The organism is Lentzea terrae, from assembly GCF_003265345.1.
Lineage (GTDB): Bacteria > Actinomycetota > Actinomycetes > Mycobacteriales > Pseudonocardiaceae > Lentzea > Lentzea terrae.
The window spans coordinates 231709-252279 of the sequence record NZ_QFWW01000036.1; the positions used below are offsets into that span (position 1 = coordinate 231709).

The 20571-nt window shown below is 68.2% G+C and carries 20 protein-coding genes and 1 riboswitch; of the genes, 13 read left to right on the plus strand and 7 right to left on the minus strand.

The genetic code is table 11. From position 1 onward, the window contains the following. Positions 1 to 135 precede the first annotated feature (135 nt). The 9 genes from nadD to DI276_RS45130 all read left to right on the plus strand — a co-directional run bounded on the left by nadD (position 136) and on the right by DI276_RS45130 (position 8132). Complete coding sequence (nadD, locus tag DI276_RS45085; RefSeq protein WP_112275688.1) at positions 136 to 717, plus strand: nicotinate-nucleotide adenylyltransferase; 582 nt, start codon at positions 136 to 138, stop codon at positions 715 to 717. Positions 718 to 802: 85 nt separating this feature from the next. Continuing rightward, on the plus strand, positions 803 to 1006 hold the full coding sequence (cspE, locus tag DI276_RS45090; protein WP_030468099.1) for a transcription antiterminator/RNA stability regulator CspE: 204 nt from the start codon (positions 803 to 805) through the stop codon (positions 1004 to 1006). Positions 1007 to 1147: 141 nt separating this feature from the next. Continuing rightward, the gene (rsfS, locus tag DI276_RS45095; RefSeq protein WP_112275700.1) at positions 1148 to 1531 is read left to right on the plus strand and encodes a ribosome silencing factor; all 384 of its coding nucleotides are present in this window, start codon (positions 1148 to 1150) and stop codon (positions 1529 to 1531) included. Between the two features lie 8 nt (positions 1532 to 1539). Beyond that, on the plus strand, positions 1540 to 2145 hold the full coding sequence (locus tag DI276_RS45100) for a histidine phosphatase family protein (RefSeq protein ID WP_112275702.1): 606 nt from the start codon (positions 1540 to 1542) through the stop codon (positions 2143 to 2145). Then, positions 2142 to 2837 carry a diglucosylglycerate octanoyltransferase gene (gene octT, locus DI276_RS45105; protein WP_112275802.1) on the plus strand — a complete coding sequence of 232 codons (696 nt, stop codon included), beginning with the start codon at positions 2142 to 2144 and terminating at the stop codon, positions 2835 to 2837. The genes DI276_RS45100 and octT overlap by 4 nt, the downstream gene beginning before the upstream one ends. 55 nt (positions 2838 to 2892) lie before the next feature. Further along, positions 2893 to 3786 (plus strand): DegV family protein, encoded by an 894-nt coding sequence (locus tag DI276_RS45110; protein WP_112275704.1) that lies wholly within the window; start codon positions 2893 to 2895, stop codon positions 3784 to 3786. A gap of 87 nt (positions 3787 to 3873) precedes the next feature. Further along, on the plus strand, positions 3874 to 4563 hold the full coding sequence (locus tag DI276_RS45115; protein ID WP_112275706.1) for a helix-hairpin-helix domain-containing protein: 690 nt from the start codon (positions 3874 to 3876) through the stop codon (positions 4561 to 4563). Between the two features lie 822 nt (positions 4564 to 5385). Further along, complete coding sequence (locus DI276_RS45125; RefSeq protein WP_112275710.1) at positions 5386 to 7953, plus strand: ComEC/Rec2 family competence protein; 2568 nt, start codon at positions 5386 to 5388, stop codon at positions 7951 to 7953. Further along, positions 7911 to 8132 carry a hypothetical protein gene (locus DI276_RS45130; RefSeq protein WP_112275712.1) on the plus strand — a complete coding sequence of 74 codons (222 nt, stop codon included), beginning with the start codon at positions 7911 to 7913 and terminating at the stop codon, positions 8130 to 8132. The genes DI276_RS45125 and DI276_RS45130 overlap by 43 nt, the downstream gene beginning before the upstream one ends. A 51-nt stretch (positions 8133 to 8183) precedes the next feature. On the opposite strand, the gene thrC is transcribed toward DI276_RS45130, so the two are convergent. Next, positions 8184 to 9440 carry a threonine synthase gene (gene thrC, locus DI276_RS45135; RefSeq protein WP_112275714.1) on the minus strand — a complete coding sequence of 419 codons (1257 nt, stop codon included), beginning with the start codon at positions 9438 to 9440 and terminating at the stop codon, positions 8184 to 8186. Between the two features lie 11 nt (positions 9441 to 9451). Beyond that, positions 9452 to 9584: riboswitch (SAM riboswitch) on the minus strand. A 78-nt stretch (positions 9585 to 9662) separates the two neighbouring features. Here thrC and holA point away from each other — a divergent pair. After that, positions 9663 to 10640, plus strand: coding sequence for a DNA polymerase III subunit delta (holA, locus tag DI276_RS45140; RefSeq protein WP_112275716.1), 978 nt, complete (start codon positions 9663 to 9665; stop codon positions 10638 to 10640). A 30-nt stretch (positions 10641 to 10670) separates the two neighbouring features. Here holA and DI276_RS45145 read toward each other — a convergent pair whose 3' ends face one another. The 6 genes from DI276_RS45145 to DI276_RS45170 all read right to left on the minus strand — a co-directional run bounded on the left by DI276_RS45145 (position 10671) and on the right by DI276_RS45170 (position 16987). After that, positions 10671 to 11492, minus strand: a complete 822-nt coding sequence (locus tag DI276_RS45145; protein WP_112275718.1) for a class I SAM-dependent methyltransferase — start codon at positions 11490 to 11492, stop codon at positions 10671 to 10673. Positions 11493 to 11687: 195 nt separating this feature from the next. After that, the gene (gene rpsT / locus DI276_RS45150) at positions 11688 to 11948 is read right to left on the minus strand and encodes a 30S ribosomal protein S20 (protein WP_112275720.1); all 261 of its coding nucleotides are present in this window, start codon (positions 11946 to 11948) and stop codon (positions 11688 to 11690) included. Positions 11949 to 12071: 123 nt separating this feature from the next. Then, a complete protein-coding gene (locus DI276_RS45155; protein WP_157985351.1) occupies positions 12072 to 14336 on the minus strand; it encodes a beta-glucosidase in 2265 nt (754 codons plus the stop codon). Between the two features lie 115 nt (positions 14337 to 14451). Beyond that, complete coding sequence (locus DI276_RS45160; RefSeq protein ID WP_232837355.1) at positions 14452 to 15837, minus strand: AAA family ATPase; 1386 nt, start codon at positions 15835 to 15837, stop codon at positions 14452 to 14454. A gap of 17 nt (positions 15838 to 15854) precedes the next feature. Further along, on the minus strand, positions 15855 to 16064 hold the full coding sequence (locus tag DI276_RS45165) for a hypothetical protein (protein WP_112275724.1): 210 nt from the start codon (positions 16062 to 16064) through the stop codon (positions 15855 to 15857). Next, the gene (locus DI276_RS45170; RefSeq protein WP_112275727.1) at positions 16064 to 16987 is read right to left on the minus strand and encodes an SPFH domain-containing protein; all 924 of its coding nucleotides are present in this window, start codon (positions 16985 to 16987) and stop codon (positions 16064 to 16066) included. The genes DI276_RS45165 and DI276_RS45170 overlap by 1 nt, the downstream gene beginning before the upstream one ends. Positions 16988 to 17059: 72 nt before the next feature. Between DI276_RS45170 and DI276_RS45175 the strand changes: the two genes are divergently transcribed. Genes DI276_RS45175 through DI276_RS45185 form a run of 3 tightly spaced genes read left to right on the plus strand, consistent with a single transcriptional unit; the run spans position 17060 to position 20234 of the window. Beyond that, positions 17060 to 17494, plus strand: coding sequence for an NUDIX domain-containing protein (locus tag DI276_RS45175; RefSeq protein ID WP_112275729.1), 435 nt, complete (start codon positions 17060 to 17062; stop codon positions 17492 to 17494). Between the two features lie 44 nt (positions 17495 to 17538). Beyond that, positions 17539 to 18882: a polysaccharide lyase 6 family protein gene (locus tag DI276_RS45180; protein ID WP_112275731.1), complete on the plus strand. Its 1344-nt coding sequence runs from the start codon at positions 17539 to 17541 to the stop codon at positions 18880 to 18882. Next, a complete protein-coding gene (locus DI276_RS45185; protein WP_232837356.1) occupies positions 18879 to 20234 on the plus strand; it encodes a polysaccharide lyase 6 family protein in 1356 nt (451 codons plus the stop codon). The genes DI276_RS45180 and DI276_RS45185 overlap by 4 nt, the downstream gene beginning before the upstream one ends. The last annotated feature ends 337 nt before the right edge of the window (positions 20235 to 20571 follow it).

The window sequence follows — 20571 nt, forward strand, 5'->3', positions numbered from 1 at the left end:
TTCCTCCTGTGCGCGGCTTTGCTTCGGGGTAAGCCGCGACCCGAACGGCCCGTCCTCCCCCTGGGCCGTGCGGTGTGATCAGCACGACGGGCGCGGGACCACGGGAGCGGTCCCGCGCCCGTCTACGCTGTCTCGATGCGCATCGGCGTCATGGGTGGCACGTTCGACCCCATCCACCACGGTCACCTGGTGGCGGCCAGCGAGGTGCAGGCCAAGTTCGACCTGGACCGCGTGATCTTCGTGCCGACCGGTCAGCCGTGGCAGAAGGCCTCGCGCGAGGTCTCACCCGCCGAGGACCGCTACCTGATGACGGTCATCGCCACCGCGTCCAACCCCCGGTTCTCGGTCAGCCGGGTCGACATAGACCGCGACGGCCCCACGTACACGGTCGACACGCTCATGGACCTCAAGAAGCAGTACCCGGACGCCGACCTGTTCTTCATCACCGGTGCCGACGCGCTCGAGCAGATCCTGTCGTGGAAGCGCGCCGCGGCCGCGTTCGAGCTGGCCCATTTCATCGGGGTCACCCGTCCGGGTTACACGCTGAACGACCATCACCTGCCGCCAGGAGCCGTGTCGTTGATCGAGGTCCCGGCCATGGCGATCTCGTCGACCGGCTGCCGCGCGCGGACCGCTTCCGGCCAGCCGGTTTGGTATTTGGTCCCGGACGGTGTGGTCCAGTACATCGCCAAAACGGGCTTGTACTCCGAGTCGTGACCACGTTCGAGTGGATTTTGCGTGCATCCGTGGGCCAGGAGAGCCACAATCAGCGGGTTGTTGCTGGTTCGTGGAAGGCAAGACTTTGGCTACAGGCACCGTGAAGTGGTTCAACGCCGAGAAGGGCTTCGGCTTCATCGCGCCCGACGACGGCTCGGCAGACGTCTTCGTGCACTACTCGGAGATCCAGTCCAAGGGTTTCCGGTCGCTCGAGGAGAACCAGAAGGTCGAGTTCGAGGTCGGTCAGGGCCAGAAGGGGCCGCAGGCCCAGCAGGTCCGCCCGCTCTAAGCTTCGGCGCAGGTGAAGGCCACTCCAGGGCGCTGGGGTGGCCTTCCTCATGCCTGCGTCCGACGTAACCGTTGGCGGTCGCCGGTACCCTCAGTAACTCGTGTGGGCGTATCGACGCCCGCCGGAAGTCAGAGGAGTGACGTGGCAGCCACCGACGAGGCACGACGGCTGGCGCTGGTCGCGGCGAACGCAGCGGCCGACAAGAAGGCGCACGACGTGATGGTGCTCGACGTCTCCGACCAGCTCGTGATCACGGACGTGTTCGTGATCGCGTCCGCTCCCAACGAGCGGCAGGTCGGCGCGATCGTCGACAACATCGAGGAGAAGCTGCGGGAGGCCGGCACGAAGCCGGTGCGCCGCGAAGGGGCCCGTGAGGGCCGGTGGGTGCTGCTGGACTTCGTGGACGTCGTGGTGCACGTGCAGCACACGGAGGAGCGCAGTTTCTACGGCCTGGAGCGGCTGTGGAAGGACTGCCCGCGCATCGAGTTCGAAGCGGACGTCCCCGCCGACTCCACGGCTGAATGAGGTAGCTGATGGCCCTGCGCCGGCTCGTGCTGTGGCGGCACGGTGAGACCGACTACAACGCGACAGGTCGTCTGCAGGGTCATCTGGACTCGGCGCTCACCGAGACCGGCTTGAACCAGGCCAGGTTCGCCGTCCCGGTGCTCGCCGGGTTCGAACCGGAGATCGTGGTCGCCTCCGATCTGCAACGGGCGCGCAACACCGCTGGCGTGTTCGCGTCGTCGACGGACATTCCGCTGCGGATCGACGCGCGGCTGCGCGAGACCCATCTGGGCAAGTGGCAGGGGCTGACCACGGCCGAGGTGGAGCAGGAGTGGCCGGGTGCGGTGACCATCTGGCGCACGGATCCCACGTACACGCCGCCGGACGGTGAGTCGCGCGTCGAGGTTGCCGAGCGAGCCATCCAGGTCGTGCACGAGGTGGACGCGGAGTTCTCCGGGACCGTCATGTTGTGCGCGCACGGGGGTCTGATCAGCGCGTTGACCGGGCGGTTGCTGGACCTGCCGGTGCAGAACTGGTCGCAGCTCGGCGGCATCTCGAACTGCCACTGGACCGTGTTCACCCGCCGCAACGATCGGTGGCGGCTGACCTCGTACAACGCGGGCACCACACGTTGAGACTGCTCGTCCTCGGGGACTCGCTGTCGTTCTTCGGTCCTTCCGGGCCGTTACCCGCTGATCACCCTCAGCTGTGGCACAACATCTGCGCTGCTGAGCTGGGGGGTTCGGCGGAGCTGGCGGCCGGTTTCGGGTGGACGGCCCGGGACGCCTGGTGGGCGTTGACCGGCGACCCGCGGATCTGGTCGTTGCTGCCCGCTACGGACGTACTGGTGTTCGCTGTCGGCAGCATGGACACGTTGCCGTCGCCGTTGCCCACGTACCTGCGTGAGGGGCTGCGTTATGTGCGGCCTGACTGGCTGCGGCGATGGGTCCGTGCGCGTTATGCGGCTGCTCAACCGCTGTTGGCGCCTTACTCGCGCACGGCGTTACCTCCGGCACTGACTGCGCGCTACCTGCGGGACATGCTGCAGTCGGTGCGCAACCTCCAGTACACGATGCCGGCGGTGGGGATCGTGCCGTCGGTGCACCGGGCGCCCACGTATGCCTCTGTGCATCACGGGCACGCAGCTGCGGTTGCGGCTGTGCGTGGGTGGGCCTCGGGTGCGGGAGTGCCGTTGCTGGACCTGCCGGCCGTGATCGGGGAGCACGTGCGGTCCGGCGCCGGAAATCCGGACGGGATGCACTGGGGCTGGGAAGGCCACGAGCTGGTGGGCAAGGCCATGGCTGAGTTGATCTCTCCTAGGGCGTGATCTCGTCCGTGGCGTTGAGTCGCTCGGAGGAGTGAGCCCCGTAGGCTCGTCGCTCGTGCGCATCTCCATCGTCACCGACTCCACGGCATACCTGCCCGAGGGGTTCGCGAAGCGCCATTCGATCACCGTGGTGCCGCTGCACGTGGCGGTGGACGGTGCGGGACGCCTCGACGGCGTCGACTTCGGTCCTTTCGAGCTGGCCGGTGCGCTTGCCGAGCACCGCCGCGTGACCACCTCGCGTCCGACACCGGGCGAAATGGCGGACGTGTACCGGGACGTCCTGTCATCGTCGGACGCGATCGTGTCCGTGCATCTCTCTCGTGAGTTGTCCGGGACGTGGGAGGCGGCGCGGCTCGCGGCGGAGGAGATCGACGCCTCCCGGATTCGCGTCGTGGACTCGCGATCGACGGGCATGGGGCTCGGGTTCGCGGTGTTGCGCGCGTGCGCGGCCGTTGCTGACGGGCGTTCGCACGCTGCCGTGGAGGAGGCGGCCTCGTCGGCGGCCGCTCAGACCCGGATGTTCTTCTGCCTGGAGACCTTGGACCACCTGCGGCGTGGCGGCCGGATCGGTACTGCGGCGGCTCTGGTGGGGACCGCGCTGGCCGTGAAGCCGTTGCTGCACATGGACGACGGCCGAATCGTGCCGCTGGAGAAGGTCCGCACGATGAGCCGGGCCGTTGGCCGTCTGGTCGACCTGGCGGCAGCCGCGGCAGGCGACGGCCCGGTCGGACTGGCCGTGCACCACCTGGCGGCCCCCGAACGTGCCGCCGAACTGGCCACCCGCCTCGACGAACGCCTGCCGGGCTCGACGGGTTGCGTCATCTCCGAGGTCGGCGCGGTGATCGGCGCTCACACGGGCCCAGGCGTGCTGGGAGTGGTGGTGCTGCCGGGAGGACCCGACATCCTCCCACACACCCCCGACAATTCCCCGTCCCCAAGCCCCGAGTGATCGCGACCTGTCCACAACCCGCGAGTAATCCACAGCCCCGGAGCAACGCCGGTCTCCCCGCCGCTCCCACTCCGTAACGTCCCCCACATGCTCCCCCGCCCCCACCCGGACGACAGCCCGAGCGAACGCCTGGCCGCCCTGGCCGCGAAGGTCCGCGCGAACCCGACGCTGGTCCACGCCCGCTCAGAAGACTCCGACGAACACGGCAAACCCCGCCGCCGCTTCCGCCTGCCCCGCCTCCCGCGCCGAGGCCTCCTGGCCCTGGGCATCGCCGTCGCCTGCACGGTGATCGGCCTGGGCAGCTGGTGGCAGAGCCCAGCCGCGGAACAGGCTCCGGACCTAGCCCTGGTGAGCACCACAGCCCCGGCCCCGGAACTGGTGGTGAACGTGATCGGCGAGGTGACGACCCCGGGCCTGGTGACCATCACCTCAGGCGCCCGCGTGGCCGACGCGATCCGCCTGGCCGGCGGCCTCAAACCAGGCGCCAACCTCCACAACCTGAACCTGGCCCGCAAACTGACCGACGGCGAACAACTAGCCGTGGGCATCCCACCGCCCGCCGCCGCCCCCGCAGCCGCCACCCCGTCCAAACTGGACCTGAACGCCGCCTCAGCCTCCGAACTGGACGCCCTCCCCGGCGTGGGCCCGGTGACGGCCCAACGCATAGTCGACCACCGCACCCGCAAGGGCCCGTTCGCCTCAGTGGACCAACTCCGCGAGGTAGAAGGCATAGGCGACTCAAAGCTCGCCAAACTGGCCGACCTGGTCCACACATGACCCACGCCACCAAAGCCCAGGCCCTCGCCGCCCGCGCCAAGCCCCACCTCCTCTCCTGACCACCCCCAACCGCCCCGCCCGCTGACCCCGAGCAATCCACTACCTCCTGCGCTCGCTGTTGGCCCGCTCCAACCCTCCAGCCCACCCCGCCGCAACCTCAGACACAGCCGAAACCCGCCGGCGCCCAGCTCAACCATGCCGTCCTCGCCTTGCCTGACGACGTCGCCACCGCTCGACTCGGCCGCGCCGCCCTCACCCAGTCCGACTGCGTCGCGACTTCCGATGCCCAGCTCAACCATGCCGTCCTCGCCCGGCCTGGCGACACAGCCACAGCTGAACCCGACGACGCCACCACCCAGCTCCCCGCATTTCTGCCCAGCCCAACGGCGCAGTCATCACCACCGCTCAGCCCAAGCCCGCCCCCACCTCCAACACTCAAACGCCCTGCCGCCTATGCGCAGCGACCTCGCCTGACCAGGGCGATGCCTTCAGCACCTTCCACCTCAGCCGATCTCGGCTCATCAGCAGGAGTTCCGCCATGCGATCCATCCGCATAACCCGCCAAACCACACCGTCCACCGGCATCTGCTCGCACAGCAGCCCCACACCCCCGCTGCCGGAAAGTCGCCACCCGAAGCCCACCCGCACAGCCGAACACCAACAGCCCGACATCACCTGGCACCACCCGGAAACCCGGCTACCCGTGCTCACCCTCCAAGCCATCGCACTCCCTCACCTCAACGCGAGAACCGAACCCCCTCAACCACGCCAAGGCAGCCCAACCCCTGACCCCAGGCCTCCCACCACCCAACGGAGGCCCCGATGGTCCGCAGACACCCGATAACCCACGACTACCGCCTGGTCCCAGCCGCAGCAGCGGTGTGGACGACGGCCATCGCCGGCCTCTTCCTCAACTGGCAGGCAGCAGTCCTCACCGGCCTCGCAGCGGGAGCCATCGGCCTGGCCGCCTGGCGCAGAGCCTGGTGGACCAGAACCTGCGCGATAGCCCTCCTGATCTCCGGCCCGATCGCCGCAGCCTGGGTGGGCAGCAACGTCCTGAGAGCCGAAACCCACCCGCTCCGCCTGGCCGCCAACGAAGGCCGCGCCACGACCCTGACCGCCGAACTCACCACCAGACCAAGAGGCATCAGAGCCGCAGGCTTCGGCGGCCACCAGGCAGGCGTCGACCACGTGGTCATGACCGCGACCGCCAACGGCGCCCAACTGGTCCTGCTGGCTCCGGCCGACAAGTGGCGGAACCTGTTGCCAGGCCAGAAGGTCACGGTCAAAGGCACGCTCGCCCCACCCCGCGGCGGCGACCTGGCCTCGGCGCTGCTCAGGGTTCGCGGCCCGCCGATCGACCCGCAGCCGCCACCGATCTGGCAACGCTGGGCCGATCACCTCCGCGACGGCCTGCGCGAGGCCAGTGCGGTCCTCCCCGACGAGGAAGCCGGGCTCCTGCCGGCGCTCGTGGTGGGCGACACCGACCAGATGGTGCCGCGCATCGTCGACGAGTTCCGCACCGCCGGACTGGCGCACCTGCTCGCGGTGAGCGGCGCGAACCTCGCCATCGTGTGCGGCGCGGTCTACCTGCTGGCGAAGCGGCTCCGAGCCGGTCCACGAACGGCGGCCGCCACAGCGATGGCGGCGCTCATCGGGTTCGTGGTCCTGGCAGGTCCCGAGCCGAGCGTCCTCAGAGCGGCGGTCATGGGTGCCGTCACGTTGCTGGCCTTGGTGCTGGGGCGGCGACGGTCGACGCTCCCGAGTCTCGCGGCTGCCGTCATAGCCCTGGTGCTCATCGATCCGGCGCTGGGCGGCGATCCGGGGTTCGCGCTCTCCGTGGTGGCAACGGCTGCGTTGGTGCTCGTCGCGCCGAAGTGGTCGAAAGCGCTGAAGGCACGCGGAGTGCCGAGCGGACTGGCCGAGGCGATCGTCGTGCCAACGGCGGCGAGCCTGGCGACGGCTCCACTCGTCGCCGGATTGTCGGGCCAGGTGAGCCTCGTGGCGATCGTCGCGAACCTGGTCGCCGGACCGGTGGTCGCGCCGGCGACGGTGCTGGGTGTGGCGGCGGCAGCCGTTGCGCCGCTGTACCAGCCGGCCGCCGAGCTCGTCGTGCACGTCGCGGGGCCTGCGGTGACCTGGCTGGTCCAGGTCGGGCGGCAAGCGGCGACCGTGCCCGGTGCGTCGGTCGGCTGGCCCGAAGGCTGGATCGGGGCGATTGCGCTCGCGGCGGCTGCGGTGGTGGTGGTGTTGTTGCTGCGGCGCAAGAAGACGCGGACGTTGATCGTCGCGGTGTTGGTCGGCGGGTTTGTTGTGTTGGTGCCGATGAAGGTTGTGGCGCCGACGTGGCCGCCCGACCAATGGAAGGTCGTCGCCTGCGACGTCGGCCAGGGCGATGCGCTGGTCTTGGCGACCGACGACCTGGACCGTGCCGTCGTGGTGGACACCGGGCCTGATCCCGGAGCTGTCGACCGATGTCTGAAGACGTTGGGAATCAAGAGGATTCCGCTCGTCGTGCTGACCCACCTGCACGCGGATCACGTGCAGGGCCTGCCTGCGGTGCTCACCGGGCGTGCGGTGGGCGGGATCGCCGTGGGTCCGCTCAAAGAGCCCGCGTGGGCGTGGAAGGAGGTGACCGAGCAGGCCCGCAGTCACGGTGTGCGGGTCGTGGAACCCAAGGCAGGCGAGCGGTTTGCCTGGCCCGGACTGGCGGTGGAGGTGCTGGGGCCGCGACGGCCGCCGACAGCAGACGACACCAACACGACGGTCAACGACTACTCGCTCGTGCTCAAGGCGCACACCAGGGCGGGCCGCGTGCTGCTCACCGGTGACGTCGAACTGGCCGGACAGTCGGCGTTGCTGGGGGAGCGAGGGCTCGAGGCCGAGGTGCTCAAGGTGCCGCACCACGGTTCGCGGTACTCGCTGCCCGCGTTCCTCAAGGCCGCGCGGCCGCGGATCGCGCTGGTGAGCGTGGGCACGGGCAACCGGTACGGGCATCCCAGCCAGCACGTGATCGACACGTTGCGGGCGGGAGGTGCGTTGGTGTTGCGCACGGACAAGGACGGCGACCTGGCGGTGTTGCCGGGAAACCGAATAGTGAGAAGGAGAAGAGGATGGTCTGGATCAGGTTGTACGACCCGCGTCACCCGGTTCCCGGTGGCACGCCTGGACTTGCCTGGGCGATCTGGCAGACGAACTACGCGGCGACGCCGTGGCCGCACGACGAGCTCAAACCCGATTTCGGTTACTACATCTGCGAAACACTCGCCGACGGCAGCCGTGCCCTCACCTACCGGGCGGTCGTCACGCACGTGCTGCCGCCCACCGAGGCCGCCAAGCCGGAGGAGGTGTACGACCTCGTCTCGGAGCAGTTGTTCGACGACGAGCTGAGGATCGCGCCGCACGACTGGCACGACCACCACTACAACGTGCTGAAGGTGGAAAACCCGTGGCCGCAACGAGTTGTGGCGTGGCGCGCGGAGGTCGAGCCGATCGGGCCGCACGTGATGGACGGCCTGAAACCCTTCCCGCGCACCGGGTGGATGCAGACGGAGGCGATTTCCTTCTGAACAACCGAGGTCCGGGGACGCGAAAAGCGTCCCCGGACCGGAAGGAGGTGACTAGGCCAGCGCCTTGATGACGGCCTCGGCCGACGGTGGCACCGTCGCGCGCGGGCCGATCGTGTCGCCGAGCGCGTCGAGGGTCTTCAGGCCGTCGCCGGTGATCAGCAGCACGGTCTCGCCGTCCGGGTCGAGCTGGCCCGCCTCGATCAGCTTCTTCGCCGTCGCCACGGTCACGCCGCCGGCGGTCTCGGCGAAGATGCCTTCGGTGCGGGCGAGGAGCTTGATGCCCTCGACGACCTCTTCGTCGGTGACGTCCTCGATCGCACCGCCCGTGCGGCGGACCGCGTCGAGCACGTAGGGGCCGTCGGCCGGGGCGCCGATCGCCAGTGAGCGGGCGATCGTGTCCGGGCGGACCGGGCGGATGACGTCGTGGCCTTCCTTGTACGCGGCGGACACCGGCGAGCAGCCGGTGGCCTGGGCGCCGAACACGCGGTACGGGGTGGCCTCGACCAGGTCGAGCTGGCCGAGCTCGCGGAACGCCTTGTCGACCTTGGTGAGCTGCGAGCCGGACGCGATCGGCACCACGATCTGGTCGGGCAGGCGCCAGCCGAGCTGCTCGGCGACCTCGTAGCCGAGGGTCTTCGAGCCTTCCGCGTAGTACGGGCGGACGTTGACGTTCACGAACGCCCAGTCCTCGTGCTCTGCGGCGAGTTCCTGGGCCAGGCGGTTCACGTCGTCGTAGTTGCCGTCGACGGCGATCAGGGCGCCCTCGTAGACGGCGCTCATCAGGATCTTGGCGCGCTCGAGATTGGAGGGGACGAGAACGACCGACTGCCAGCCCGCGCGGGCGGCGGCTGCGGCGACGGCGTTCGCCAGGTTGCCGGTGGACGGGCAGGCCAGCACCTTGAAGCCGAGCTCGCGGGCGGCGGCCAGGGCCACGCCGACCACGCGGTCCTTGAAGGAGTGGGTGGGGTTGCCGGTGTCGTCCTTCACCCAGACCTTGCGGACGCCGAGGGCCTTGGCGAGGTTGCCGGCCTCGACCAGGCGGGTGCCGCCGGGGTCGGTGTTCGGGTGCTGTTCCACAGTGGACGGAACGGGGAGAAGGCCGCGGTAGCGCCAGATCGACCTGGGGCCGGCTTCGATGTCCTCGCGCCGGATCTTGCCGAAGTCGTAGGCCACTTCCAGCGGCCCGAAACACTCGAGACAGGCGTACTCAGGAGCGAGAGGAGTTTCATTCCCACATTCCCGGCACAGCAGTGCGCGGGCAGGGCCGAGGTCGAACTTGGTGCTCGTGGGCACAGAGACAGCAGTCATCGCGAGGTATCTCCTCATCTTTCCCGCGAAATCGAACGGGTCGGAATTGGCACCGTGATCGTCTGCGCGCAGTGATGCACTGCGGCGCTGACGCCGGTTGCCGGGGCTTCTTCGGGCCGGTCCCTCTGCCCCTCTGGATGAGCGGTGTTCAGTTGTGGCTACCAAGCTACGGCAACCGTCCGTTGCTCAGCCACCAACGTCCACGATCCGGGACGTGGGAGGATGCGGAGCGTGAGCGCACCGGAGTCACTGCACCTCGTCGTCGGCGAGGAGGAGTTGCTGGTCGAACGTGCTGTTCGAGCGGCTCTCGAGGCCGCCCGCGAGGCCGATCCGACCGCCGATCTGACCCGTGTGCAGGTGACTGATCTCACGCCTCCGGAGCTGGCTGAGCTGGTCAGCCCGTCGCTGTTCGCGGAGGGGCGCGTGATCGTCCTGCAGAACGCGCAGGACATCAGCAAGGAGATCGCCGACACGGTGCTCTCCTACGTCAAGGCGCCCGCGGACGGGGTCACGCTCGTCGTCGTGCACACGGGCGGTGGTCGCAGCAAGGCGGCCAAGGACCTGCCCGGACAACTGAAGAAGGCCGGTGCCGCGGTCACCGAGTGCGCCAAGGTCACCAAGCCCGGTGATCGGGAGGCGTTCGTGCGCAACGAGGTGCGGCGGGCGGGCGGCAAGATCGACCCCGAGGCCGTTGCCACGCTCATCGACGCCGTGGGCACGAACCTGCGTGAGCTCGCTGCGGCGGCGTCCCAGCTCGTGTCCGACACCGACGGCAAGGTGACGGTCGAGGAGATCCGTCGCTACCACCAGGGCAAGGCCGAGGTGACCGGGTTCGCGGTCGCCGAGAAGGCCGTGACCGGTGACCGGGCGGGCGCGATGGAGGCATTGCGCTGGGCGATGCAGCTGGGCGTGCCGCACGTGCTCGTCGCCGACGCGCTGGCGGACGCGGTGCGCACGGTCGCGCGCGTGTCCGCGGTGGGCCGGGCCGACCCGTTCAGCCTGGCCGGCCCGCTCGGCATGCCGCCGTGGAAGATCAAGAAGGCGCAGGCCCAGGCCCGCGGCTGGGACCAGTCGGGGCTTGCCGACGCGATGCAGGTGGTCGCGGGGCTCAACGCCGACGTGAAGGGCGTGGCAGCCGACCCCGACTACGCGCTGGAGCGCGCGGTGCTGAAGATCGTGGCCGCGCACGGCCGTCGTTGAGCGGCGTCGATGACGAAGCGAACAGGGGTCTCACTCCACGCGAGTGAGACCCCACCGTGGAATCCCGATCAGGTACTGGGCTCCGGTGAAGCCCGGCACGACGCCGATCTGCCACGTGAACGACTCGGTGTTGTCCAGACCGTCGACCATCCGGCGCAGCTCCCCGCGCCCGTACATGCGCAGGAACGACACGACGCTGTCGAAGAACATCATGAACGGCAGTACCGGCACCAAGTAGGTCAGCGCCAGCCGCAGCAGGCAGCGCGGTAACGGATTCCGTTGGAACGGCGCGGAAAGCAGCGCGGCCAACGTCGTCAGGAACGGGAACACCAGCACGTACAGCAACGACCGCTTCGTGTCGACGACGACCATCGGCGACCGGGTGTCGACGGCGTTCTGCAGCATGCGCCGGGCGAGCGGCGGCGGGAAGTGGTGGAAAGCGCCGTAGATCGTCCGCGTCCCCTCCACCCGGCAATCCGTGGCGTCAACCGAAGAAGCGACGTAGTCCACGGAGCAACATGAGGGCAGCGCTCGGCGGTGACCGGCCTGAACCCGTTGGAACGCAGGCACGTTCGGCACCAGGTCCGTCAACGTCACCTGGGTGTGCACACCCTCGCGGTGCAGCCGGCGCTGGATCAGCGGCACCGGCCCGCCAGAACCAGCGCAAAGATCCACGATCCGGTGGTCCGCCCCCGACCGCAACGCGAGCGACAACGGCACCGAGTACTCCCGCGCGGCATCCGTCAGCCGGTAGATGAACGCGATGGACTCCGTGTGCAGCGTGCGCAACACGGCCGGCGTGCGGTCGAGGTCGTGCAGTTCCACGAAGTCAATGCGCGGAAGCGATTCCATGGGACCTATCCCTACCGCGCAACCGGATCGGCAGTCCATCCGCCGGACTGAGTACGCCCCGGCGGTGCCACGGCACCTCGTGACCGGGCTCGACCGGCCCGAACGTTGGCACGCACCCCAACCCGAACCGCTACCAGAGATGCGAAAAGGGCCCGCTCAACGGAGAGCGGGCCCTTTCGAAGAAGTTGTTCAGGCTCAGAGCGCGTTCGCGCGCAGGGCCATCGCCGACTTCTTGTTGGCGGCCTGGTTGGCGTGGATGACACCCTTGGTGGCGGCCTTGTCGAGCTTGCGGGACGCGTCCTGCAGCAGCTCCAGGGCCTTCGCCTTGTCACCGGCCTCGGCAGCCTCGCGGAACTTGCGGATGGCCGTCTTGAGGGACGACTTGACCGACTTGTTGCGCAGACGCGCCTTCTCGTTGGTCTTGATCCGCTTGAGCTGGGACTTGATGTTCGCCATGCGACATCACCCTTCTGTGTCGAAACCGGAGTTCGTGACGCGCTTGGTCGGCACCAGCCAGAGCTGGCTCTCCTCCACGGCGGAGCGCCGCGCGTTCACGACGACGAAGGATATCAGGCCAGCTCAGCGCACCACGAACCCGGCCCGCTCGGCCCCCACCACGGCCTCGTACGCACCGCGCGCGACTTCACGCCGCCCGTCGCCGTCCACGTCGCCCACGGTCAGCGCGAGCTGCGAGAGCTTGAACGACACCTCGACCTGCTTCGACTGTCCGGCAGCCAGTTCGACGCGCGTCCAGCCCACCAACCGCTGGTCAGGCGTCAGAACAGGCGAGGCTGGCTGGCGCACGTAGACCGGCACCACGACAGTGCCCGCACGCCCACCGGTGTTCGCCACCGTGAACTTCACCACGCCGTCCCGACGATCTACGGACACCGAAGCCCCCGAGGTCGCAAAAGACGTATATGACAGCCCGTGGCCGAACGTGTACAGCGGGTCGTACTTGGCCCCGGCCGATGTGTTCGCACCCGGCAACTGGTCGTAGGTCAGCGTCGGGTCGCCCAACGCCTTGGGCCACGAGATCGGCAGCTTGCCGCTCGGGTTCACCGCGCCGAACAGCACGTCGGCGATCGCCCGGCCACCCTCGCTGCCCGGCAACCAGCCCGCGACCAGCGCGTTCGCGTCCGCCGCCGCCCCGAGCACCTGCGGACGCGCGGTCAGCAGCACCACGACCACCGGCTTGCCGGTGGCCTGCACCGCGTCCACCCACGCCTGCTGCTCGGGCGTCAAAACCGGGTTCTCCGTGTCGGCAGGACCCTCCGCACCCGGCTTCTCACCCAGGACGACGACGACCGCGTTCGCACCGGCAGCCTCCGAAGCAGCAGCCGCAGGCGTAGCAGCGTGCACGACTGACGCACCCGGAGCGGCCTCACGCACGCCGGTCAGCACGGTCGCGGTCGGCGGCAACGGCGAGTCGTCCGGAACGCCCTGCCACTCGACGGTCCAGCCACCGAGCTGGCGTCGCACGTCGTCCGCGGTCTCCCCGGTCACGACGATCTTCTTCGCACCGCCGGAAAGCGGCAGCACTCCGTCGTTCTTCATCAGCACCGTGCCCTCAGCGGCGGCCTGACGCGCCAACGACCGGTCGACACCGACGACATTGCCCTCAGCCTTGGCCGGGTCCACGTACGGCTTCTCGAACAGCCCCAGGTCGAACTTGAGCTTCAGCACCCGCCGCACCGCCTGGTCGATCCGCCCGCGCGACACCGACCCGTCGCGCACGTTCGCCAGCAGCAGCGACGTGAACTCCGCCGCGTTCGACGGCTCCATCGCCATGTCCACGCCGGCGTTGACGCTCATCGCGATCGCCGTCTTGTAGTCCGGCGCGACCTTGTGCCGGTCCACCAGGTACTTCATGTCCTGCCAGTCGGAGACCGCCACGCCCTTGAAGCCCATGCGCTCACGCAGTTGCTTCTGCAGCATGTACTTCGACGCGTGCACCGGCACGCCGTTGACCGACCCGGAATTGATCATCACTGTGCGCACACCCGCGTCGAACTGCGCCTGGAACGACGGCAGCACGACGTCCTGCAACTGGCGGATCGGAATCTGCGCGGCCGCACGGTCGTGCCCGTTCGCCGGTGCCGAGTAGCCCGCGAAGTGCTTGGCAGTAGCGGTCAACTGCGCCGTGTCGTCCACACGCGACTGTTGCCCGCGCACGTTCGCGGCGGCCAACTGCCCGGCGAGGAACGGATCCTCGCTGTACGTCTCGTAGTAACGCCCCCAACGCGTGTCACGCGCGATGTCCGACACCGGCGCAAAGTTCCAGAACACACCAGTGGCGCGCAACGCCTTCGACGCGGACACACCGATCTGCTCCTGCAGCGTGGGATTCCACGTGGCGCCAAGGCCGATCTGGTGCGGGAACATCGTCGCGGAGATGACGTTGTTGTGCCCGTGCACGCCATCAGCACCGTAGATGATCGGGATCTTCAACCTGTTGTGCTCCAACGCATAGCGCTGGATCGCGTTGTTCATCTCCGCCCACGCACGCGGCGTGTTGTCGACCGGCGCGTCACCACCACCGGACAGGATCGAGCCCGTGTGTGCGTCCGAAAGCACCGCCTTCAGACACGACTCGACCAACGGCCCGTTGACGTTGTTGCAGTCACCGCGCAGCTTCCCGACGCGGATCTGCACCATCTGCCCGATCTTCTCCTCGAGCGACATCCTCCGCAGCAGGTCCTCGACCCGCCGCTCGGTCGACGCCCGAGCGTCCAGATAGATCTCCTTGCCCGCCGCCACACCACCTGCCGGTGTCAGCGACGCGATAAGCACAGCAACGCCCAGCACGCCGAAACCGGCGCGCTTGCGGGAAAACAAAGACAAGACTCCTCCACGTTCCCGTGCGCCCGCCGCACACGATCGCGTGGAGGAGTCGGGCAGCACACCCGCCGAACGGAGGAACTCCGTGGAAGCGGTTTCATGCTGGTGAAACGCCTGTTCAGCCACCCAGCAGACTGCGCGTCAACGCCTGTTTTTCGTCGAGCAGATCAGCCAGTGCCGCCCCGATCGCCGCCTCGTCCAGCCGGACGCGGGCAACGCCGGGCTGGTCGTCGAGCGCCGTCAACGTCGCCCGCCGCACGAGTTCCTTCACGAACGACGCCGTCACGCCGTCGCTGGCCGCCACGATCGAAGAGGCGTCCGGCAGGTCGAGCTCCGTGCCCGCCGCGTAGAGCCGCAGCAGCCGTTCCCTGCCCACCTCGTCCGGTAGCGGCACCTGCATCGCGAGGTCGATGCGCCCCGGCCGTTCGGACAGCGCCTTCTCCATGACCTCGACGCGGTTGGTGGTGAGCACGAACGTCACGTCCGCCTCGGAACCGATGCCGTCCATCTCGTTCAGCAGCTCGAACAACACGGGGTTGCCGTCATGGGTGTGCGAACGGTCCTGCGCGATCAGATCGACGTCCTCGACCACGATCACCGACGGCGCGAGTCGTCGCGCGAGAGAGGTGGCGGCGCGCAGGTAGCGGAGCATCGCGACACCGCTCAGCAGAAGCACCGTCGTCGACTCAAGGCGTCCCATCAGGTACCGGACGGTGTGCGTCTTGCCAGTGCCCGGCGGCCCGTACAAGAGCAGCCCTCGCTTCAGATGCTGCCCATGCGCGCGCAGCCGGTCACTTTGCGACGCCGTGCGCACGACGTGGCGTTCGATCGCGTCCAGCACCCCGTCCGGCAGCACCACGTCCGTCGGTCGCAGCGCCGGCCGGGGCAGGAACGTGAGCAGCTGGTTCCCCCGGTGCTCACTGATCCCGAACGCCATCACCTGGCCGCGGAACAGGTCGTGCTCGCGCATGTGCCGTTCGATCGCCTCCCGCACGGCGGCCGAGGCCTCCCTGGTCCCCGCGAGCACCTGGAGGGTGCAGCGGAAGTCGCCGCGTTCCTCGTGCGGGCCCTGCACGGCGACCACCACCGGTGAGCCGTCCGGCGCGAACGTGGCGACCAGGCCCAGCTGCACCGCGTCGATCGTGGTGTCCGGGCCGGTCGCCACGGTCATGTAGTCGACCGCACCCAGCTCGAAGCTGAAGTGCTGGTGTTGTGCGCCCAGCATGTCCACAACGGACATGTGCATCTTGTTGCCGCTGATGCCGTGCCACTCCGCCTCAGGCGAGTGGTCGGCGAGGTAGGCCTCGATGCCGCGGTGCACGTTCGCGTGCTCCCAGCCCTCGAACCTCGCCGTCACAGTCGGTACCTGCGTCATCGGGCACCCGAGATGCCCCGTGACCATCCGGACGAGCGTCGACTCCGCGTCCTCGGAGACCAGGTTCCTGGCCTCGTCGAACAACCCCCGCAGAGCCGACGCGAGCGATCGTGCGTCATGGAGATCCACCCACCCCACCGTACGCACTATTCGTCCGGTTCGGCCTTCTTCGGCGGCCTGCCTCGGCGAGGCATCTTCTTCGCCTCGCCGGGCAACCGGCCCGCGTCCGCCAGCGCACGTCGCAGCAGGAACTCGATCTGCGCGTTCGTGCTGCGCAGCTCGTCGTTCGCCCACCTGCTCAACGCGTCGTGCACGGCCGGATCGAGCCTGAGCAGAACGCTTTTACGCTCAGCCATCAGGTGTAGAGCGACCCGGCGTTCACCACGGGCTGGGTGGAGCGGTCACCGCACAGGACGACGAGCAGGTTCGAGACCATCGCCGCCTTGCGTTCCTCGTCGAGCTCGACGACGTCCTGCTCGGCGAGCCGGTGCAGCGCGAGCTCGACCATGCCGACGGCGCCTTCCACGATCCGGGTCCGTGCTGCCACGACGGCCGAAGCCTGCTGCCGCTGCAACATGGCGTGCGCGATCTCCGGCGCGTACGCGAGATGCGTGAGCCGCGACTCGATCACCTTCACGCCTGCGGACTGCACGCGTGCCGAGATCTCGATCGCGAGCGTCTCGGTGATCTCGTCCGCGTTCTCCCGCAGCGACAGCCCGACTTCCTCGTGGTTGTCGTACGGGTAGCTGGTCGCGATGTGCCGTACGGCGGTCTCCGTCTGAATGCCGACGAACCGCACGAAGTCGTCCACCTCGAACCGTGCGCGCGCGGTGTCTTCCACCTGCCACACGACGACAGCGGCGATCTCGATCGGGTTGCCGTCCGCGTCGTTGACCTTCAGCGTCGCCGTCTCGTGGTTGCGGATCCGGGTCGAGATCTTCTCGCGCGTGGTGATCGGGTTCGCCCACCGCAGCCCGTCCGTGCGCACCGTGCCCACGTACCGGCCGAGGAACTGCAGCACCCGCGCCTCGCCGGGCGCGACGGTGAACAGGCCCCTCATGATCAGCGCCGCCGCCAGGAACAGCAGCACCACGAGGATCAGGATCGCGGGCGACGGCGTCAAATCCACGTCCACCACGTTGATCACGCCGTCCACCAGCATCCACACGCCCACCGCGAACACCACCAGTCCTGCGAAGAACATCGGCAGACCGGGCAGCTCCCGTGCGTGCTTCTCACGCACAGCAGGTGCCGGCATGTGCACTGTTGTCTCGACCATCCAGACCCCCTAGCGAAGTAGTATCTAAGTGATATCACTTTTTCGCCATGATCGCCAGCTAGGCTGATCCGCATGAAGGCGAAGAAGCAGCGCGTGGCCGCGTACGGGGTGTGCATCAACGAGGACGACGAGATCCTGCTCGCGCGCTTCATTGCCCGAGAGGGCAAACACTGGATCCTCCCCGGCGGCGGCCTCGACCACGGCGAGCACCCGTACGACGCGGTCATCCGGGAGTTCGAGGAGGAGACCGGCTTCGAGGTCGAGGTGCTGCGGCTGCTCGGCATCGACTCCGAGTTCCGCGAGGAGCCAGAACGCGACTACCACGCGCTGCGGATCATGTACGAGGTCCGGATCGTGGGTGGCGAACTACGCCACGAGGTAGGCGGCACGACCGACCTCGCCCAGTGGTTCCCACTCGCAGACATCGGACAACTGGATCGCCTGCGCTCGGTCGATACGGCCCTTGGTTTGTATCGAACTGCACCACCTGCCGGAATCTTGCGGTAACTTACGACTACCGCCGTCAGCTCGCCCATCAACGGAGTTGGCGAATGATCCGATCACTGGCCGCCGTCGGCGCGGCCGCCCTGCTGTCGTCCTTCGTCCACGTGCCCGCGTACGCCGCTGTTGTCGGCGTGTCGAGCGCGTCCTCCCTGCAGGCCGCCATCGACACCGCTCGACCTGGTCAGCGGATCGTGCTCGCGAACGGCCTGCGGCTGACCCAGCCGGTCGAGGTCACCAGGTCCGGCATCACCATCGCCGCCCAGACCGTCGGCGGCACGGTGTTCACCAGCGGTGGCTTCCGGCTCGGCAAGGTCCAGAACGTGACCATCGAGGGCTTCGTCTTCGACGGCACGAGCACGCTGGACGTGCCGGTCGAGGCGCAGGCCACCCGCATCACCCGCAACACGTACTCCGGCAACAAGGACGGCGCCTCGCTCAGCGTGAGCGCCGACGACGTGCAGGTCGACCACAACACGTTCCAGAACCGCACGAACGAGGGCGTGTACCTGCAGATCACCGGGCCCGGCGACGAGATCGCCAAGCGCACCCGTGTCCACCACAACTACTTCTACAACCACCAGTTCTCCGGCTCGAACGGCGGCGAGTCGATCCGGCTCGGCTACAGCCACAAGCAGTCGAAGTCCGCGTACGCGACCATCGAGCACAACCTGTTCGAAAAGGCAGACGGTGACGCCGAGGCCATCTCGGTCAAGGCGTCGGACAACACCGTCCGCTACAACACGATCCGCAACAGCAAGGGCTACATCGTGCTGCGCCACGGCCACCGCACCACGGTCGAGGGCAACCTGCTGTTCAACAGCGGCATCCGGTTCCACGGCAACGACCACAAGATCTACAACAACTACGTGGAGAACACCCGTGACCGCGCGATGGTGTTCGGCTCGGGCAAGGAAGCGGACAGCGGCCCCACCTCGAAGCTGCACGACCGCCCGGATCGCGTGACGGTCGCGTTCAACACGCTGATCGGCACCGGCGAGGTCGTGGACAGCGACGGCGGTGACTTCAAGCCGAAGGACTGCGTGCTCGCGAACAACATCATCCGCGGCTCGTCGGGCGGTGTCGTCTACATGCACAGCGGTTCGACCGTGAAGTACGAGGGCAACCTCATCTGGGGCGGCTCCGGCGGCAGCATGCCGTCGTCCGGTTACAAGTCCGCGGACCCGAAGCTCGTGCGTGACAGCAACGGCCTGCTGCGCCTCGCGTCGAGCAGCCCGGCGATCGAGGCTTCGGTCGGCACGTACTCCTACGTGACGCGCGACTTCGACCCGCAGTCCCGTTCCGGCAAGCCGGACGTCGGGGCGGACGAGTACAGCACGTCGGCGACCCGCAAGCCGCTGACGAAGGCCGACGTCGGCGTCTCGGCGCCGTGAACGTCCTCTTAGCCGGCCTGTTGATCGTGGTGGGTGCGGCGGTGCCCGCGCCCACCACGGTCACCAGGGTGACATCGCTGGCCGCGCTGCAGACGGCACTGGACAAGGCCCAGCCGGGCGACCGGATCGAGCTCGCCGACGGCACGTACACGTCGTCCGGCGCGATCACGATCCGCCGCTCCGGCTTCACGGTCGCCGCCGAGCACGTCGGCAAGGTGCAGATCCGCGGCAAGGCGGGCTTCGTGTTCGCCGCCGGATCTGCGCAGGTGGTGATCGAGGGCTTCGACCTGCGGCACGACGGACGGCTCGCGGTACCCGTCGGCGTGAACCGGGTGCGGATCACGCGGAACACCTTCGAGTTGAACGTGCCGGTCGTGCCCGATGACGCCGGCGGCTTCGTCGAGGTGAACGGCGACGACGCCGAGGTGGACCACAACACGTTCCAGAACCGCACGAACGAGGGCGTCTATCTGCACGTGGGCGGTCCGCGCGGCGGTATGGCCAAACGGACGTGGGCGCACCACAACTACTTCTTCAACCACCGGTTCAGCGGCGGCAACGGCGGTGAGTCGGTCCGCATCGGCAACAGCGACCGGCAGAAGGGGTCAGCCCAGACGCTGCTGGAGCACAACCTCTTCGAGAAGGCGAACGGCGACTCCGAAGCGATCTCGGTCAAGTCGTCGGACAACGTCGTGCGGCACAACACCATGCGCGACAGCCGCGGCTTCCTCGTGCTGCGCCACGGCGACCGAACGCTGGTGGACGGCAACATCCTGCTCGGCACCGGCATCCGGTTTCACGGCAACGACCACCGGATCATCAACAACTACGTCGAGGGCGGGCGGGACCGGCAGCTGGTGTTCGGGTCGGGCAAGGAGGCCGACTCCGGGCCGACGTCGAAGCTGCACGACCGGCCGGACCGGGTGACGGTCGCGTTCAACACGCTGATCGGCACCGGGGCGGTGGTGGACAGCGACGGTGGCGCGTTCCTGCCGAAGGACTGCGTGCTCTCCAACAACGTCATCACCGGGTCGTCCGCGAAGTTCGTGGACATGAAGTCCGGCTCGGTCGTGCGGTACGAGGGCAACATCGTGTTCGGCGGAGCTGCCGGGATGCCGTCCGGCGGGTATCGCACCGTCGACCCGCGGTTGGTGCGGGACTCGGCCGGCTTGCTGCGGTTGTCGCCGGGGAGTCCTGCCGTGGACGCGTCTGCCGCCTCGTTCCCGTACGTGACGGCGGACTTCGACCCACAGCCTCGGGTGGGGAAGCCGGATGTCGGGGCTGATGAGTACAACGTTGCGGCCGTCCGTCGGCCGCTCACGAAGGCCGATGTCGGGCCTACGGCACCCTGACGTACCGCATATGTCCTGGTAGTCGCACGTTTCGCGGCTACTGGGACCCCCCGATTTGGAGATCGAAACGGGCTTGTGTAATGTTCTCTCTGCCAGCGCGGAACGGGCCGGAAATCAAAACCGGAACGAGCGGGGCACAAGCCGGAGAGAGAAAGCCTCCTAGAGGCCGATTTGACACCGGCGAGAAACACCAAATAAGCTTGAGACACACCAGCCCCGCTAGGAAGTCTCCGGAAACGGAGATCGACCTCGGTGAGCGCGTGTTCTTTGAGAACTCAACAGCGTGCCGAAACACAGCCAGTAATATGAATACTCCTCGTCAGGAGTATTCCTTTGA